The 16,031-nt window shown below is 52.0% G+C and carries 11 protein-coding genes; 10 read left to right on the forward strand and 1 reads right to left on the reverse strand.

All coding sequences use genetic code 11. The features are described from left to right. The first annotated feature begins 138 nt into the window (after nucleotides 1-138). From trkA to FFS57_RS10610, 8 genes are all read left to right on the forward strand, one after another. Nucleotides 139-1,512 (forward strand): Trk system potassium transporter TrkA, encoded by a 1,374-nt coding sequence (gene trkA / locus FFS57_RS10575; protein ID WP_137937762.1) that lies wholly within the window; start codon nucleotides 139-141, stop codon nucleotides 1,510-1,512. Nucleotides 1,513-1,518: 6 nt separating this feature from the next. Further along, nucleotides 1,519-2,976: a TrkH family potassium uptake protein gene (locus tag FFS57_RS10580; RefSeq protein ID WP_171013825.1), complete on the forward strand. Its 1,458-nt coding sequence runs from the start codon at nucleotides 1,519-1,521 to the stop codon at nucleotides 2,974-2,976. Nucleotides 2,977-3,110: 134 nt separating this feature from the next. Further along, a complete protein-coding gene (locus tag FFS57_RS10585; protein ID WP_249383969.1) occupies nucleotides 3,111-4,859 on the forward strand; it encodes a PHA/PHB synthase family protein in 1,749 nt (582 codons plus the stop codon). A gap of 555 nt (nucleotides 4,860-5,414) precedes the next feature. Then, nucleotides 5,415-7,436, forward strand: coding sequence for an NADPH-dependent 2,4-dienoyl-CoA reductase (locus FFS57_RS10590; protein ID WP_137937763.1), 2,022 nt, complete (start codon nucleotides 5,415-5,417; stop codon nucleotides 7,434-7,436). 154 nt (nucleotides 7,437-7,590) lie between these two features. Further along, entirely contained in the window at nucleotides 7,591-8,340 is a 750-nt protein-coding gene (tsaA, locus tag FFS57_RS10595) for a tRNA (N6-threonylcarbamoyladenosine(37)-N6)-methyltransferase TrmO (protein ID WP_137937764.1), read from the forward strand. A 10-nt stretch (nucleotides 8,341-8,350) separates the two neighbouring features. Beyond that, entirely contained in the window at nucleotides 8,351-8,560 is a 210-nt protein-coding gene (locus tag FFS57_RS10600; RefSeq protein ID WP_137937765.1) for a hypothetical protein, read from the forward strand. A gap of 272 nt (nucleotides 8,561-8,832) precedes the next feature. Further along, nucleotides 8,833-9,840 carry a Tim44 domain-containing protein gene (locus tag FFS57_RS10605; protein ID WP_137937766.1) on the forward strand — a complete coding sequence of 336 codons (1,008 nt, stop codon included), beginning with the start codon at nucleotides 8,833-8,835 and terminating at the stop codon, nucleotides 9,838-9,840. A 128-nt stretch (nucleotides 9,841-9,968) separates the two neighbouring features. Continuing rightward, the gene (locus tag FFS57_RS10610; protein ID WP_137937767.1) at nucleotides 9,969-12,086 is read left to right on the forward strand and encodes an AsmA family protein; all 2,118 of its coding nucleotides are present in this window, start codon (nucleotides 9,969-9,971) and stop codon (nucleotides 12,084-12,086) included. A gap of 45 nt (nucleotides 12,087-12,131) precedes the next feature. On the opposite strand, the gene FFS57_RS10615 is transcribed toward FFS57_RS10610, so the two are convergent. Then, nucleotides 12,132-13,328, reverse strand: a complete 1,197-nt coding sequence (locus FFS57_RS10615; RefSeq protein WP_171013828.1) for an ABC transporter substrate-binding protein — start codon at nucleotides 13,326-13,328, stop codon at nucleotides 12,132-12,134. Between the two features lie 292 nt (nucleotides 13,329-13,620). Between FFS57_RS10615 and mutY the strand changes: the two genes are divergently transcribed. Both mutY and argJ read left to right on the forward strand, forming a co-directional pair. Next, nucleotides 13,621-14,682, forward strand: coding sequence for an A/G-specific adenine glycosylase (mutY, locus tag FFS57_RS10620; RefSeq protein ID WP_137937769.1), 1,062 nt, complete (start codon nucleotides 13,621-13,623; stop codon nucleotides 14,680-14,682). A gap of 120 nt (nucleotides 14,683-14,802) precedes the next feature. Beyond that, on the forward strand, nucleotides 14,803-16,029 hold the full coding sequence (argJ, locus tag FFS57_RS10625; RefSeq protein ID WP_137937770.1) for a bifunctional glutamate N-acetyltransferase/amino-acid acetyltransferase ArgJ: 1,227 nt from the start codon (nucleotides 14,803-14,805) through the stop codon (nucleotides 16,027-16,029). Nucleotides 16,030-16,031 lie beyond the last annotated feature (2 nt).

Raw genomic sequence — 16,031 nt, forward strand, 5'->3', positions numbered from 1 at the left:
TCATCGCTTGTTTGCACCAGAAAATGCTTGAGTTGATCTTGCGGCTATGAAGTATCAAGCCCAGGCACTTGGTCAGCAGGCTGCATTTTGTATGGCGTTACGCCTATAACACAATAACTTGTTACAGAGGGAAGCCATTTGAAAATTCTGATAGTGGGCGGCGGTAGGGTAGGCGCATCAGCAGCGGAATACCTGGTCAGAGAAGATAATGACATCACGGTCATTGACCATGATGAAGCCTGCCTGAAACATCTGCAAAGTCGTTTTGACCTGCGGACGATTGTAGGTAGTGCTGCCAACCCGGCTGTGTTGGAACAGGCATCTGCAGCGGATGCAGACCTACTATTGGCGTTAACGCCCAATGATGAGATGAATCTGGTGGTATGCCAGCTTTGTCGCGTGTTGTATCAGACCACAACCCGGATCGCTAGAGTACGTTCCAGTGGTTTTGCGCGATATGGTGAGGATTTTCTGAGAGAACACTTTGGTGTGCATCGGGTGATTTGTCCCGAAGAAATTGTGACGGACTATCTGGATTTGTTGTTGGATTACCCGGAAGCCTTGCAGGTGATTGATCTGGCAGGTGGAAAGTTGAGATTGCTGGCTGTGAAGGTTCGATTTGACGGCATGATGGTGGGCAAGAAGCTGAAAGATATTCGCCAGCATCTGGGGGAAATCGATTGTCGTGTGGCCGTCATCTATCGAGGAGAGCGACCGATTTTCCCCAGTGGGGATACCAAGGTACAGGAAGGGGATGAGGTCTTCTTTATGGCCTCGACAGAAAATCTGGAAAAGGTGTTACGAGAGTGGTGCGGCCATCACCGCAAGGTCAAACGCGTCATCATCGCGGGTGGTGGCAATATTGGCTACCGCTTGGCCCGGCAACGAGAACGTGATTGCAATGTGAAAATCATCGAACACAACGTCAATCGAGCCAGTTGGCTGGCGGAGCACCTGCACCAAACCTTGGTGTTTCAGGGGGACGCGACTGACGAAAAGCTGTTGGATACCGAAAACATTGATGAAACCGATGTATTTCTAGCCCTGACCAACGATGACGAAGATAACCTGATGTCTGCCATGTTGGCCAAGCGGATGGGGGCTCGCAAGACCATTTCATTGATCAATCGAGCAGCCTATGTGGACGTTGCACAAGGTAGCCGCATCGATATTGCCATATCTCCCGCACAACGAATGATCGGGCCGCTTTTGGCTACATTGCGACGTGGTGATGTGGTAGGGGTGCATAGTTTGCGTCATGGTTTGGCGGAAGTCATTGAAGCGGTGGCGCACGGGGACCGCGATACTTCTCATCTGAGTGGACGGCGTATTGCTGATGTCGATTTACCTGCTGGCTGTGTAATAGGTGCGTTGGTACGTGGTGAACAGGTCATCATGGCACATGGTGAAACGGTCATTGCTGATGGTGATCGAGTGATTCTGTTTGTCGACAACCGGCGCATGATTCCGAAGGTGGAGAAGTTGTTTCAGGTCAAACTTGGATTCCTGTAAACCACCATGCACAAGATTCTCCCGATTGCGAATGTGCTAGGTAAGCTGATGGTGCTGTTTGGCATGTTGTTCGTGTTTCCGTTGATCGTCTCCTACGTGGCTGGTGACGGACAGGCCAAGGATTTTTGGATTGCAATGGGTGTGGTCCTGCTGATTGGATCTAGTTTATGGGGTAGTACACGGCGTTACGTCAGAGAATTGAAACCACGCGACGGCTTTGTGCTGGTGGTGCTGTTATGGACAGGTTTTGCCGCCGTGGCAACGGTGCCACTGATGTTGGCGATCGACAATCTCAGCTTCACTGATGCGTATTTCGAGACCATGTCAGGGCTGACCACCACGGGGGCGACCGTTCTGTCCGGGTTGGATCATCTTCCTGCGTCGATCAACTTTTGGCGCCATTTCCTGAATTGGGTCGGAGGCATGGGCATCATCGTCCTGGCGGTGGCCATATTGCCGTTGCTGGGGGTGGGGGGGATGCAACTTTACAAGGCCGAAACTCCTGGGCCGATCAAAGATTCAAAGCTTACTCCCCGCATTACCGAGACAGCTAAGAATTTGTGGTTGATCTATGCGGCATTGACTTTGGCCTGCTTCATTGCCTTGAAGCTGGCGGGTATGTCCTGGCTGGATGCAATTTGCCATGCATTCGCCGCATTGAGCCTCGGGGGATTGTCGACCCATGATAGCAGCATTGGTTTCTTCAATTCACCACTGATCGAAGGCATTTTGATTGTCTTCATGCTACTGGCAGCAATGAATTTTGCCACCCATTTCGTCGCTTGGCGCGAGAAACGGTTGATCGCTTATTGGTGTGATTACGAAGCGATGACCATGCTGGTACTGATTATTGTCAGCGTCTTGGGTTTGGCTTTGTACCTGCGTTACTTTGGGCCATACCAGTATCTATCAAATGCGTTGCGGCACGTGGCCTTCAACTTGGTGTCGATTGCTACTGACTGCGGTTTTGTCAGTATGGATTACGATCGCTGGCCGCCATTTGTGCCGCTGTGGATGTTGTTTCTATCCTGTATCTGCGCTAATTCAGGCTCAACGGGTGGTGGCATCAAAATGATCCGTACGCTGATTCTGGCTCGCCAAGCTTCACGTGAAATGTTGTCACTATTGCACCCATCAGTGGTACAGCCCGTCAAGATTGGCCCAATGGTCATCCCAAACAGCGTGGTGTCCGCTGTATTGGGTTTCATCTTTGTCTATTTCATGAGCATCGCCACATTGACGTTCATGCTGACAGCCAGCGGGATGGATTTTGTGTCGTCGTTTAGCGCAATTATTGCCTGTATCAACAATGCGGGGCCAGGTTTGGGACAGGTGGGACCCGCATTCAATTATGAAAGCCTGCATGATATTCAGGTGTGGATTTGTACGTTGGCCATGCTGCTGGGGCGGCTGGAAGTCTTTACTTTGTTGATACTGTTCAATCCGGCCTTCTGGCGTCGCTGACAAATTGCTTGGCGTAACGTTCCAAATTGGCGATGTTGCGTTGCGCAAACTATGCTGATAATTGGTGAAAGTACCGTGCGTATTTGCGCCCGTAGACTATCTACCGCGCCCAATGCGATGTTCAGGAGCTTTTTATGACTGCCAGAGATTTTAATCCCGCCTGTGGTCCACTTGATCCGTCCAGCTGTGATCGGCTGATGTCGCTTCAGCATCGCCTTGGTGAGGTGGTTGATCCATTTGGGGTATCCACCACAATTGTTCGTGCTCAGCAAGCCTGGCTGGCACATCCCAAAGAGTTGACGGCAGCTTGGTGGCGTTTTATGGGGGATCTGGCGCGCGTACAGTCACACCATATGGTGCGTGCCACTGGATTGCAGGCGCCGGATGTGATCGATGTGAAGCCTGACGACGCTCGATGGTCCGAACCGGTTTGGGAAGACCTGCCATTCTGGGATATTTCCAAGGAATGGTATCTGATGTGTACCCACTGGTTGCAGGATGCCCTTTATCAGACGCCGGGTTTACCTGAGTCAGAGCGTCGCCGCGGGGCATTCTGGATTCGTAAGTGGTTGAATGCAGTGGCGCCGACCAATTTCTTCTTCACCAATCCGGTCGCGATGCGCAAATTTGTCGAGACCAAAGGCGAAAGCCTGATTCGCGGCTTGAACAATTTTGTTCAAGATATGCGCGAGGGTGATATTTCCATGACGGACAAACGGCCGTTCCAGGTGGGGAGCAATTTGGCGACGACACCTGGCGCCGTGGTTTTCCGCAATCGGGTGCTGGAAGTCATTCAATACACTCCGACGACCGACAAGGTACATGCAGTACCATTGGTCATTATTGCGCCGTGGATCAACAAGTACTACATCCTGGATTTGAACAGTAAGAAAAGCTTGGTCAAGCATTTTGTCGATCAGGGGTTTACGGTGTTCATCACCAGCTGGTGCAACCCTGGTGCCGATATGGCGGAGGCCAGCTTTGATGACTATATCGTCGATGGTATCGGCCAAATTGTGGACGTGGCACGTACCGTTACCAAGTCAGACAAAGTCAATGCAGTAGGTTATTGCCTGGGGGGAACTGGGCTGGCCATTTATATGGCGTGGCTGGCCAAGCGTCATGCCAAGGTGGAGGACATGCCGGTACAAAGCTGGACCTTGTTTACCACACTGACTGATTTTGCCCGGCCGGGCGATGTGGAAGTGTTCATTGATGAATCGGGCCTGCAAGCCATCGAACGTACCATCGACCAGAAAGGTTTTCTGGATGGTAAGGAAATGGCCATGAGTTTCCGGATGCTGCGTTCAAACAGCCTGATCTGGCATTATTGGGTACACAACTATCTGTATGGCGAAACACCGCCTGCATTCGATGTCTTGTACTGGAATGTCGACACCACACGTATGCCAGGTAACATGCACAAGTACTATCTGCGAGAGTTCTACCTGCACAATAAATTGATTCAGCCAAATGCATTGACCATTGCAGGTGAGCAAATCGACTTGCGCACCATCAAAGTGCCGCTGTACTCAGTCGGGGCAGAAGAGGATCACATTGCCCCATGGCGCCAGACGTTCACGCTGATGGGATTAGTCAGTGGGCCCAAAGTGTATACCTTATCTACGTCAGGTCATATTCTTGGCATCGTCAATCCGCCGGTGAATCCACCTAAGCGTAGCTACTGGTCAGGCGAGCCGCTGGAAGGGGATACTGCAGATGATTGGAAACAGCGGCAGTCCAGAACGGTTGGTAGTTGGTGGGAACATTGGACGACGTGGCTCAAACCTCATTCCGGAGAACTGGTGAAGCCACCCGCGATGGGCAATCGAACTTTCAAGAAACTGGTGGATGCACCTGGAACTTATGTATTGGTACGGTAGCTCCCGCTATTGATGGTAGACCGCGCATGCCAGGGCGACCCAGGTGGGTGATGCATTCTGCGAATCATCCACGGTGTCGCCTGAATCTGACGATATGCCAATTTCACAAGTGAATTGATATATCTCTGTACTTTACTTTGAACCTCAACAGACGGGCTAACCAGTAGCCAGTTGATTGCCAAAGTTGCACCGATCATTCTAAACCCTTGTCTGGGCCATATTTCCACCCGATCTCAAGCGCACTGCTGTTTCATTGGGCGGTATTTCGTCACAAATTTCCGCATTGCACAAACAGATCTGCACACTCGGATGATCGATATTGGGTGGCTTTTATTGAGTTGATTTTATTGGATTAGATGGCTGACTTTGAACCTATGTAAGCAAGTTGTTTAAGGTATCGTCATGGCTGGGTACCACAGGCTTGTGTGATATCGATATCTGAATTCAAAACGCACATGAAATCTCGGTGCAGAGTGATTGACAACTTACTAACTAGTAAGTACATTTTTGATGATGTGATGCCCTCGTATTCATCCACTAATTCAAGGAGACCCCATGTCCCACTACCCAAACCTGCTCGCCCCGCTTGATCTGGGCTTTACTATGCTGCGTAACCGGACCCTGATGGGCTCGATGCACACTGGGCTGGAAGAAGCGCCAAATGGCTATGAGCGTATGGCCGCGTTCTATGCCGAACGCGCACGTGGTGGTGTGGGCCTGATTGTGACGGGTGGCATTGCCCCGAATGAACAAGGCTTGGGCATGGCAGGTGGGTCCAAATTATCGACAGAGGAAGAGGCCTCGCATCACCGTGTCGTAACTGATGCAGTGCATCGTGAAGGCGGCAAGATTGCACTGCAAATCCTGCATACAGGCCGTTACTCTTACCAGCTTAATCCGGTAGCACCAAGCGCACTACAGGCACCGATCAATCCGTTCCCGCCAGTTGAGCTGACTGGCGAGCAAGTTGAACAAACCATCAATGACTATGCTCACTGTGCCTGGCTGGCGCAGTCCGCTGGCTATGACGGGGTGGAAATCATGGGATCGGAAGGTTATCTGATCAACCAGTTCATCGCCGCCAAAACCAATAAGCGTACCGATCAGTGGGGAGGTAGTTACGAAAACCGCATCCGATTTGCGATCGAGATTGTCCGTCGTACACGCGAACGCGTTGGCCCTAATTTCATTATCATCTATCGATTATCGATGCTGGATCTGGTAGATGAAGGGTCGAATCTGGATGAGGTCGTCCAGCTAGCCAAGGAAATTGAAAAAGCAGGCGCTACCTTGATCAACACCGGTATCGGTTGGCATGAAGCGCGTATCCCGACCATCGCCACGATGGTGCCACGTGCCGGTTTTGCCTGGGTAACCAAGAAATTGCGCGGCCATGTGTCGATTCCGTTGATTACCACCAACCGCATCAATACGCCTGAAGTAGCAGAGCAAGTACTGGCCGATGGCAATGCCGACATGGTATCGATGGCACGTCCGTTCCTGGCCGATGCATTCTTTGTTGAAAAAGCAGCGGCGGGCAAGGCCGACGAAATCAATACCTGTATTGGCTGTAATCAGGCCTGTCTGGATCATATTTTTGTCGCGAAGATGACCAGTTGTCTGGTCAATCCGCGTGCATGTCATGAGACCGAGCTCAACTATCATCCAACTGCCAATAAGAAAAAGTTGGCTGTTGTCGGCGCTGGCCCTGCTGGCCTGAGTTTTGCCACAGTGGCGGCCCAGCGTGGGCATGAGGTCACCTTGTATGAATCGTTGGGTGAAATTGGCGGTCAGTTCAATATTGCCAAGCAGATCCCTGGCAAGGAAGAGTTCTACGAAACCATCCGTTACTTCAAGCGCCAATTGGAGCTGACCGGAGTCGAAGTCAAACTCAATACCCGTGTTACCGCGCAGCAGTTATTGGATGGCGGGTTTGACGAAATCATTCTGGCGACGGGTATTTCGCCGCGTAAGCTGGATTTGCCAGGTGCAGACCATGTCAAAGTACTGAACTACATTGATGTACTGCGCGACAAGAAACCGGTTGGTAAGACGGTGGCTGTCATTGGCGCGGGTGGAATCGGTTTTGACGTATCGGAGTACCTGACCCATGAGGGTGTCAGCCCAAGTTTGGATGTCAACAAGTACCTTGATGAGTGGGGCATTGACAACACCATTCTGAATCGTGGGGGCTTGAAGCGTCCCCATATTGAGTCCAGCCCGCGTAAAGTATTCCTGTTACAACGCAAAACCAGCAAGGTTGGTGACGGCTTGGGTAAGACCACTGGCTGGATTCACCGTACTTCGCTGAAAAACAAGCAGGTGGAGATGGTGCCGGGTGTGTCTTATGAGAAGATCGATGACGAAGGCTTGCATGTCACCATTGGCGGGAAATACCAAGTTTTGCCGGTCGACAATGTGGTGATCTGTGCTGGGCAAGAGCCATTGCGCGAGCTGAAAAACACGATTGAAGCCGCAGGCAAGCCTGTTCACCTGATTGGTGGTGCCGATGTAGCGGCCGAGCTGGATGCCAAGCGTGCGATCAATCAGGGTTCACGTCTGGCCGCGGCTATTTGATGAACAATCCTGCCCTCATTGGCAAGGGTGGGTAATGATTCAATGACTTTCTTTGGGCTTGGGCGCATCAAGGTATATGCGCTTGAGCCGTCATTCATGTGACAATGTTGGTCTGCTGGCAATACTGCCTCTTCAGTTATCCGAACGTGATCACATGCAATTTACTCTGACCCCTATTGGCTTCATCGAAAGCTGTTACAAAGAGAAGTTTGGTATTCCACGCCAGCCGGGCCTGGTTGAAGCGGCACGTGCCAGTTTACGTTTGGTACCGCCATTTGACCGGGATGAAGCAGTACGCGGGTTGGAAGGGTTCTCACACGTGTGGTTGATTTTCGGATTTCATGGCACTGTTGAGCAAGGCTGGAAGCCAACCGTGAGGCCACCAAGGCTGGGTGGTAACAAGCGTTTGGGTGTGTTTGCGACACGCTCCACGTTTCGCCCCAATCCGTTGGGGTTGTCTGTGGTTCGTTTACTGAAACTGGATACAACGCAGGGTGTGGTGCTGGAGCTAGGGGGAGGTGACTTGCTGGATGGCACACCTGTTTATGATATCAAGCCCTATCTGCCTTATGCAGATGTGCTGCCGGAGGCGGTGGGTGGTTTTGCACCAGATGTACCGGATGTCGCCATGCCAATCCAGTTCACAGAATCTGCTGCCAAGCAAGTTCAATATGCCAGTCGACGATACCCCAATCTGCAATCCCTGATTGAGCAGATGTTGCGCTACGATCCTCGCCCAGCTTACTTCGGTGACATTGATCAGAACAGACAGTTTGGCGTCCGATTGTATGAGTTTGACGTGAAATGGCGAATTGTTGAGGGTAGTGCGGTCGTAGTAGCACTGGAGCGTATTGACCCTGCCTCTAAGTATTCATCGAAAAGTAACGACGCTGACCCGACTTGATCAGGGACAGATGCAAGTCGGTTTCCCAGACATTGGCGCCACGGTTGTCAGCCGCACTGACAACATGTTCAGCGCGGTATCTTCCGGCGATCAGAGTGGCGGCGGCGTTCGTGTTTGCTATAAATCACTGTTGGCCATGGGCTGCGGCGTTCGCCGATTCGCCGGTCTGGTGGTGGATGGTCGGGGTCTGGCAATACATGTCGCCATTCGCGGGTCATGATGCATTCCTCTAAAATGGGTAGTAATCGGGGCTTCAGCGGAAATCAATCGTTTTAACCTTGTATACCGTTTAGGCTGCACATCTAAGGTCTGTGACCGATAAATCCCTCAATACAGGTCATATCAGATATTTTTCTGATTGTTGTAAAGTACTAACCCCTTGATTTCAGAGTAGTGGATTTACAATCCAATGCAAGCACGCTTGAAATTGGAACCATTTGTCCACACTTACTGTCTGAAATGCAACTTTTCATGTGCAAGGAGCACACGTAAATGAAACCGAAGATGAACCTGCTCGTTATGTCCCTCGCTACGGCAGCTGTACTGGCCGCACCTTTTGCTGAGGCTGGCAGGTTGGGTGGTGGTAAAAGCAAAGGGATGAGTCGGAGCACTACAGCTCGCCCAGCTCCCAGTACCGTTGTACCGCAGCCACAGGCGTTGCCACAGCGCCCTATCGGGCAGCCTCTACCGGCAGCACAGGCCGCGAAGAGTGGTCCCGGGTGGGGCGGTGTAGCTGCTGGGGCGGTAGCTGGTGCTGCTGCTGGCTATGTCATTAGTGAAGCAATGAAAGATGATCAGCCAGCAAATGCGGCACAACAAGCGGCTGCACCTTCAGCATTGCCCGGTCCGAATGCAGCAACAACCCAGCCGGTGCAATTGCCTGCACAGACCAAGTTACCAGGTGAAAGTACCGCTGCACCTACTGGCTTCCCATGGGGCATGGCCTTGTTGTTAGGTGGCTTGACGGTGGTTGGTTTCATGTTGTTTCGGCGCAAGGCTGGTTCCCCTGCTATGGCCGGGGCTGCACGCCAACCGTTTACTCCTGCGACGGCGGGTGGGACTGGTGGTGACAAGGTATTCCGAATTGGTGGTGGCGTGGCACCGGCTGCAAGTCAGGCGGCTGTGTCTGGCCGTTTGAGCGATGGCACTGAGGTACCCGCTTTCCTGCGCCAGGCGCGAGCATCCTTCATGCACCTGCAAACGCTGAACTCACCGGAAAGTGTGGAGGAGTTGCGCAAGTATCTGACACCGGATCTGTACGAGTCCATCAAGCTGGATGTGGTCACCAACAAGGATGTGGCGGAATTCCCGACACTGGATGCCGAGGTGATCGAATCCACCACTGAAAATGGCCAGCATATTGCAACCGTCCGTTTCCATGGTCGCGTGAGCGAGTCTTTACACAGCATGCCTGAACCGTTTGAAGAGCTCTGGCACTTCATCAAACCAGTGGAAGGCAATACTGCCAAGTGGTTGGTCGCCGGTATTCAACAGGTTTGATATTTGATCTGACTCAAGCCGTACCTTGCAAAGGGTACGGCTTTTTCTTTGTAATTCGCTAGAATGCTGTCTATCCCTACAATTTTGTCCGGCCGGCCAACTGGGTCGCTGGCGGCAAATATCTCGCCGTGCGTTTGAAAGCCCGTCCCCTCATTTATCTGTCAATCGCTACCGTGGGCCTGCTGGCGGTGGGGAGTTGGGCATGGCCGCGTGTCGCCGACCTGAGTCGTTTTGCTCCTGATTTGGCTGAGCGAGTGCGTGAATCCACGCATCGTGAACTGCATATAGGTGGCCCGATGGTAATGCGATTGTTCCCGTTAGGTGTCGAAACGGAGCGAGTGACATTGTCAGAACGAGATGGCGAAGCAGAATTCGTCAGTGTTGAAAAGGCCAGGGTTGCTGTCCGTTTGTGGCCGCTATTGCACGGCCGAATCAGTGTCAGCGGTGTCGCGTTGGAGGGTTTGCATGTCAATCTGCGACGAATGCCGGATGGCAGCAACAATTTTGACGATTTATTGCAGATTCGTCCTGCGTCGGCAATCGACTGGACGCTGGATTCCTTGGGTGCCAAACAGTCCCAATTGCGTTGGTATGATAGCTCGGGACAGGTTCGTTGGGCCTTGCGCTATGCACAGCTCAACGGAGATCGGGACGTGCCGGCTCACCCGATGCAGCTTCGGTTGGAAGGTGACTTGTTGCACCCAGGTTTTTCCGGCCGTGTAGCCTTGTCTGGTGGTATGCGGTTGAATCCGCACTTGCAGGAACTGGCTTTGCCAAATTTGCAGTTACGCTGGTCGGGCAGTGCTGAAGGAGCCCGTATTGGGCTATCAGTACAAGGTAGTTTACGTTACACCAGCGGTGTTGCCGCGCTGGATGGTGCGCGTGTGGCATTTGATGCTAAGGCGGGTGGCATGTCGTTGACGGCCAATGGCCGGATGCCGACCGCGCAATGGGAAGCTGGTCGCTTCAGGGCACCAGAGCTGTCGTTGAAAGGGGCACTGAAGCAGCAGTCTGACAGTGGGGCCGTCGATATTAAATGGCGTAACCTTTCTGCCGAATCCGGCGGATTGAGTGCCGATAGCGTGGTGCAGTTTGTGGCCAAGCATGCACATTACGGTGTCAACGCAGAACTGGCGGGGCCGGTCAGGGTTGGTGCGGGTTTCAGTCGTTTTTCACTACCGGAGGCCAAGCTGCAGGTGGCGTTGGTCCGTGAGGGGGAGAAACAGCCTTTTTCGCAGTTGGATGCAACAGGTCACGCATTGTTGGATTGGCCAGAGCAACTGGTGCAAACCGAGCTTGCTGGCCAATATGATGGGGGGCCTGCCAATGTGCGTTTGGCAATGCGGGATTTCTCGGCACCGATGTATGATTTAACCGCTGATATTGCAAAGCTGGATATGAACCGCTTGGTATTGGCGCCGATCAAAGCAGACCACAAGCCCGGCGAAATGGGTTCTGCTCTGGATGCCCAGGTCGATTTGTCTCTGTTTCGTGATTGGACAGGTAAGGCAGAACTACGAGTTGGCGAGCTGGTGCTGGGGGCATTGAATTGTGGCCAAGTACTGATGGGGATCAAGAGTGAAAATGGTGTGCTGGAAATTGAGCCGTTTGCCGCCAGCATTTACCAGGGGACCCTGAGTGGCAGTGGTCGAGTGACCTTGTCAGCAGTGCCAAGTTACGAACTACACCAGCGCCTGGTTGGTTTGAACATGCGTCCGTTGCTGCAGGATCTGATCGGGCTGGAACGACTGGAGGGCAGAGGCGAGGCTGAAGTACGGCTGACAGCCAACGGCAATTCACTGAATGCCGTTCGCAAAAGCTTGAGTGGCAAAGTATCACTGAAGCTGGAGCAGGGGGCGTTACGTGGCATCAACTTGGGTCGCTTGGTCGGTAATCCTGGCGGTATCGAACGTACACCAGCAGATGCCAGAACCATGTTCAATACTCTACACGCTACATTCAAACTGGATAAAGGTGTGGCCAGCAATGACGATTTGCGGTTGGTGGCGCCAATGTTGGCCGTGAGTGGTAACGGTGCGCTCGATTTGGCAAAAGACGTGATTGATTATCAGCTTTCGGCACAGTTAGCTGCGGCAGCCAAGCATGCCAAGGACGGCAAACCTATTACAGTCATTCCGGTCACTATTTCCGGAGCACTCAGTTCACCAAAATACCAAGTGGATGTGCGCCCATTGTTGGAAAAAATGGCGCAAGAAAGCAAAGTGAAAGCATCCTCTCAGAAATAAGAACGGGCTACCTGAGCAGCCCGCCACTTATCATTGAAACCCAGGTCAACGCATCAGTTCGCCATCCTTGCCAATGACGGTGATATCGACAAACTTTGAACCACGGCGTTCCTGATCTGAGAAATTGACCACATACCCGCCAACATCCAGACTCTTCAATCCTTCCAGTGCTTCACGCATTTTGGCACGATTGATTCCGCCACGTTTTATCGCTTCGGTGATTACCTTGGCGACAATATGGCCTTCCATGGTGGAATAAGTCAGTGATACATTTGGCGCAAATTCCTTCATCACCTTCTGGTGTTCTTTTGAAACTGGGGTCAACGAGTTCCATGGCATCGGTACAACCTGCGAAATCCCTACACCTTGAGCCTTGGCACCCACAGCCTTGACGAGCGATTTATAGCCAACGGCAGATAACGCAAATAGCTGGGCACCGGGATCGATGTCACGGTACTGTTGAACAAAGGACTGAGCTGCTTCACCGGTCGCAATGATGACCACTGCTTGAGGCTTGGCTTGATTGATGGTTTTGACCGACTCTTTCACATCGCCAGTCTTGATGTTGTAAATACCTTTTGAGGCCAACTCCAGATTGTGCTCACGCAATGCCGCCGTTACCGCTGCCATACCTGATTTGCCAAACGCGTCATCAGAATACAGTACGCCAATTTTCTGCATGCCCAGGCTGACCGCTTGTTTGACGATCTTGCGTGCTTCGTCACCATACCCGGCACGGATGTGGAACAACTGTGGGATGTAGCCTTCCTGAAAAGCATCACCTTCAAGTTTGTAGTTACCTTGGCCAGCAGCTTTCTCTTCAGTGCCAAACGGTGCGCGCAGGCTGTCTGCCCCTGTCAGTGCGCCTACCAATGGCAGCTCTGCATCTTTCAGCTTCTTTGTACGGATAAGTAACGCTACATTGGGTGTGCCGGTATAACCCGCCAAGACATCGACATTGTCGGTAATGAAACTTTGCGTATTTTGTAGTGTTTTGGCGGGCAGGCTGGCGTCATCTTTGACGACTAGCGTGATTTTTTTGCCGTTGACACCTCCTTTGGCATTAATTGAATCAAAGTAGGCTTTCATGCCAGCAGACAATTCCTTGCCACTTTCGGCAAGTGGCCCGGTCAATGCAACGGACTGGCCAACGATAACTGCATCGTCAGCTGCATAGGATGCGGCAGAAGAAAAGGCAAAACAGACTGTGAGCAGCAACGCACGATGTGCGGTTCGGATCATATTATGCACCACCTGAACGGAACGAGTCATTGTGGGGAAACTTGCATAATGGCGAATAAAGTCACTGGTTTGCAACTGTATTATTGAAATAATCTTATAGCATTGAATTGGCTTTTGCTAATGTGTCCGAGACTATGATAGTTGCAAGCTAGCGATATATGCACCGAAACGGCGCATATAGTTGCGAACCTTTTATAATAGAGACCCTGCCAGGGTACATGTTGCGCCATATCAAGATAGCGGAGTTGCTTACTGTGGATGCCCTGCTGTCATTGTTCTAACGTATTACTTGATGGAATTTGCCTTGAAACCCGAGTTTGAGACGTTCGCCCGGCGTCTGATCGCCTGGCAGCAGGCCTATGGTCGCCATGATTTGCCTTGGCAAACCAATGATCCTTATCGAGTCTGGTTGTCTGAAATCATGTTGCAGCAGACACAGGTCGCCACGGTCATTCCTTATTACGAGGCTTTTCTGGCTCGCTTTCCGACCATTCAGGCATTGGCGGACGCGCCCGCTGATGAGGTAATGGCTGCATGGAGTGGGCTAGGCTACTACACCCGGGCCCGAAATTTGCATCGTGCTGCAAAGGTGATTGTCGAGCAGCATGGGGGCTTGTTTCCGCAGGATATTGATCAGGTGCAGGCTTTGCCGGGTATTGGCAGATCAACCGCAGCTGCTATTTGTGCCTTTTCCTTCAATCAGTCCAGGCCAATTCTGGATGGTAACGTTAAACGGGTACTGACAAGGTGGCTTGGTATTGAGGGCTTTCCAGGCGAGAAAAAAATAGAAACCCGCTTATGGGACCTTGCTGACAAGCTGGTGCCAACTTCAGGAATTGCTGCCTATACCCAGGCACAGATGGACTTGGGTAGTCTAGTTTGTACCCGCAGTAAACCTAACTGCAACGCTTGTCCGGTTGCAACTGATTGCGTGGCTTTGCACACGGGCCGTACGACAAGTTTGCCAACACCTAAGCCACGTAAGGCAGTGCCAATACGACATACCACCATGTTGCTGCTCTGGCGTGAGAATGAACTATTGCTACAAAAACGCCCGGATAGCGGGATTTGGGGAGGCCTATGGTGTCTGCCAGAGGTAGAAGCCAGCCTTGCCGCAGGAGCATGGTGCGAAGATCACGATTTGGAATTGGATTCGACAACCTGTTTACCCGAATTTGAGCATGTGTTTACCCATTTTCGCTTGACCATTTCGCCAGTGCAGTGCGAAGTCAGCGGTCAAGGTCCAAGAAGTGCGGGACCATGGCAGTGGTTTGAGCGGGAGGCCGTATTGGCGGCGGGTATTCCACAGCCATTGCGCAAATTGCTTAGTGGCCGTCAGGTGATGTTGTTATAAGTCTTGCCATCCTACTATGACTGAGGTGGGTAACTGATGCGTCAGTTGCACGGACACATCTCATTTCTGCGGTAAAATGCCGCATCATTTCTGCAGCCTGTATCGACATAAGGATTTGCCATGCCCGTCAACCTGCCCGCCATTGATCCCGCTCAATTGTTTCCTGTCCCGGGTATCGAACTCGGTTACAGCTGTGCTGGTATCAAGAAGCCCAATCGCAAGGATGTACTGTTGTTTCGTTTGAGCGCCGGTTCAACGGTAGCGGGCGTGTTCACACAGAACCGCTTTTGTGCCGCACCGGTACTGGTTTCGAAGGATCATTTAAGTCATGGCGATATTCGTGCATTGGTGGTGAACACCGGCAATGCAAACGCGGGGACTGGTGAAAAAGGGCTGTTGGATGCACGAGCAGTCTGCGAAGCCGTGGCTAGCCAGTTGGGCTTGAAGTCAACGCAGATCTTGCCGTTTTCGACGGGTGTAATTCTGGAATCATTACCCGTTGAGAAGATTTTTGCAGGCTTACCTGCTGCCAAGACGGATCTGAAGGAAAACAACTGGATGAATGCTGCTGAAGCAATCATGACTACGGATACGCAACCCAAGGCAGTATCCCGTCAGGTTGAGATTGGTGGGCAGATTGTCACAATCAGCGGAATTTCAAAGGGTGCTGGCATGATTCGCCCAAACATGGCGACTATGCTGGGTTTTGTTGGCACAGATGCCGCGGTGCCGCAGGCTGTGTTACAAGAGTTGGTACGGTATGCGGCCGACCGGTCGTTCAACCGAATCACCATTGACGGTGATACTTCGACCAATGACTCCTTCATTCTGATGGCATCAGGCAAGGTGAATGTGCCAGGTTTTGGAGATACACATAGTCCGGAGTTTGCAGCCCTGCGCGATGCAGTGACTGATGTATCCCAGTACCTTGCCCAAGCGATTGTGCGCGATGGCGAAGGGGCGACCAAGTTCATTTCAGTTCAGGTTGAGGGTGGACGTGATGATGTGGAGTGCGGTGCCGTAGCCTACGCCATTGCTCATTCACCTCTGGTAAAAACAGCATTTTTTGCTTCGGACCCCAATCTGGGGCGTATTCTCGCTGCTATTGGCTATGCCGGGATTGGCGATCTGGATGTCAGCAAGATTGATTTGTATCTAGACGATGTTTGGGTGGCGAAACAGGGTGGGCGTAATCCAGATTATCGTGAGGAAGATGGTCAGCGTGTGATGAAACAGTCGGAGATTACCATTCGTGTGCAATTGAATCGTGGCACCGCGGACACCACTGTGTGGACCTGCGATTTTTCCTACGATTACGTCCGTATCAACGCGGACTACCGCACTTGATT

Source organism: Chitinivorax sp. B (genome assembly GCF_005503445.1).
Lineage (GTDB): Bacteria > Pseudomonadota > Gammaproteobacteria > Burkholderiales > SCOH01 > Chitinivorax.

Coding starts and splice junctions, on each gene's coding strand:
- FFS57_RS10580 (WP_171013825.1), top strand. CDS start 1,519: ATGCACAAGATTCTCCCGATTGCGAATGTGCTAGGTAAGCTGATGGTG.
- FFS57_RS10585 (WP_249383969.1), top strand. CDS start 3,111: ATGACTGCCAGAGATTTTAATCCCGCCTGTGGTCCACTTGATCCGTCC.
- FFS57_RS10590 (WP_137937763.1), top strand. CDS start 5,415: ATGTCCCACTACCCAAACCTGCTCGCCCCGCTTGATCTGGGCTTTACT.
- tsaA (WP_137937764.1), top strand. CDS start 7,591: ATGCAATTTACTCTGACCCCTATTGGCTTCATCGAAAGCTGTTACAAA.
- FFS57_RS10600 (WP_137937765.1), top strand. CDS start 8,351: ATGCAAGTCGGTTTCCCAGACATTGGCGCCACGGTTGTCAGCCGCACT.
- FFS57_RS10605 (WP_137937766.1), top strand. CDS start 8,833: ATGAAACCGAAGATGAACCTGCTCGTTATGTCCCTCGCTACGGCAGCT.
- FFS57_RS10615 (WP_171013828.1), bottom strand. CDS start 13,328: ATGATCCGAACCGCACATCGTGCGTTGCTGCTCACAGTCTGTTTTGCC.
- mutY (WP_137937769.1), top strand. CDS start 13,621: ATGGAATTTGCCTTGAAACCCGAGTTTGAGACGTTCGCCCGGCGTCTG.
- argJ (WP_137937770.1), top strand. CDS start 14,803: ATGCCCGTCAACCTGCCCGCCATTGATCCCGCTCAATTGTTTCCTGTC.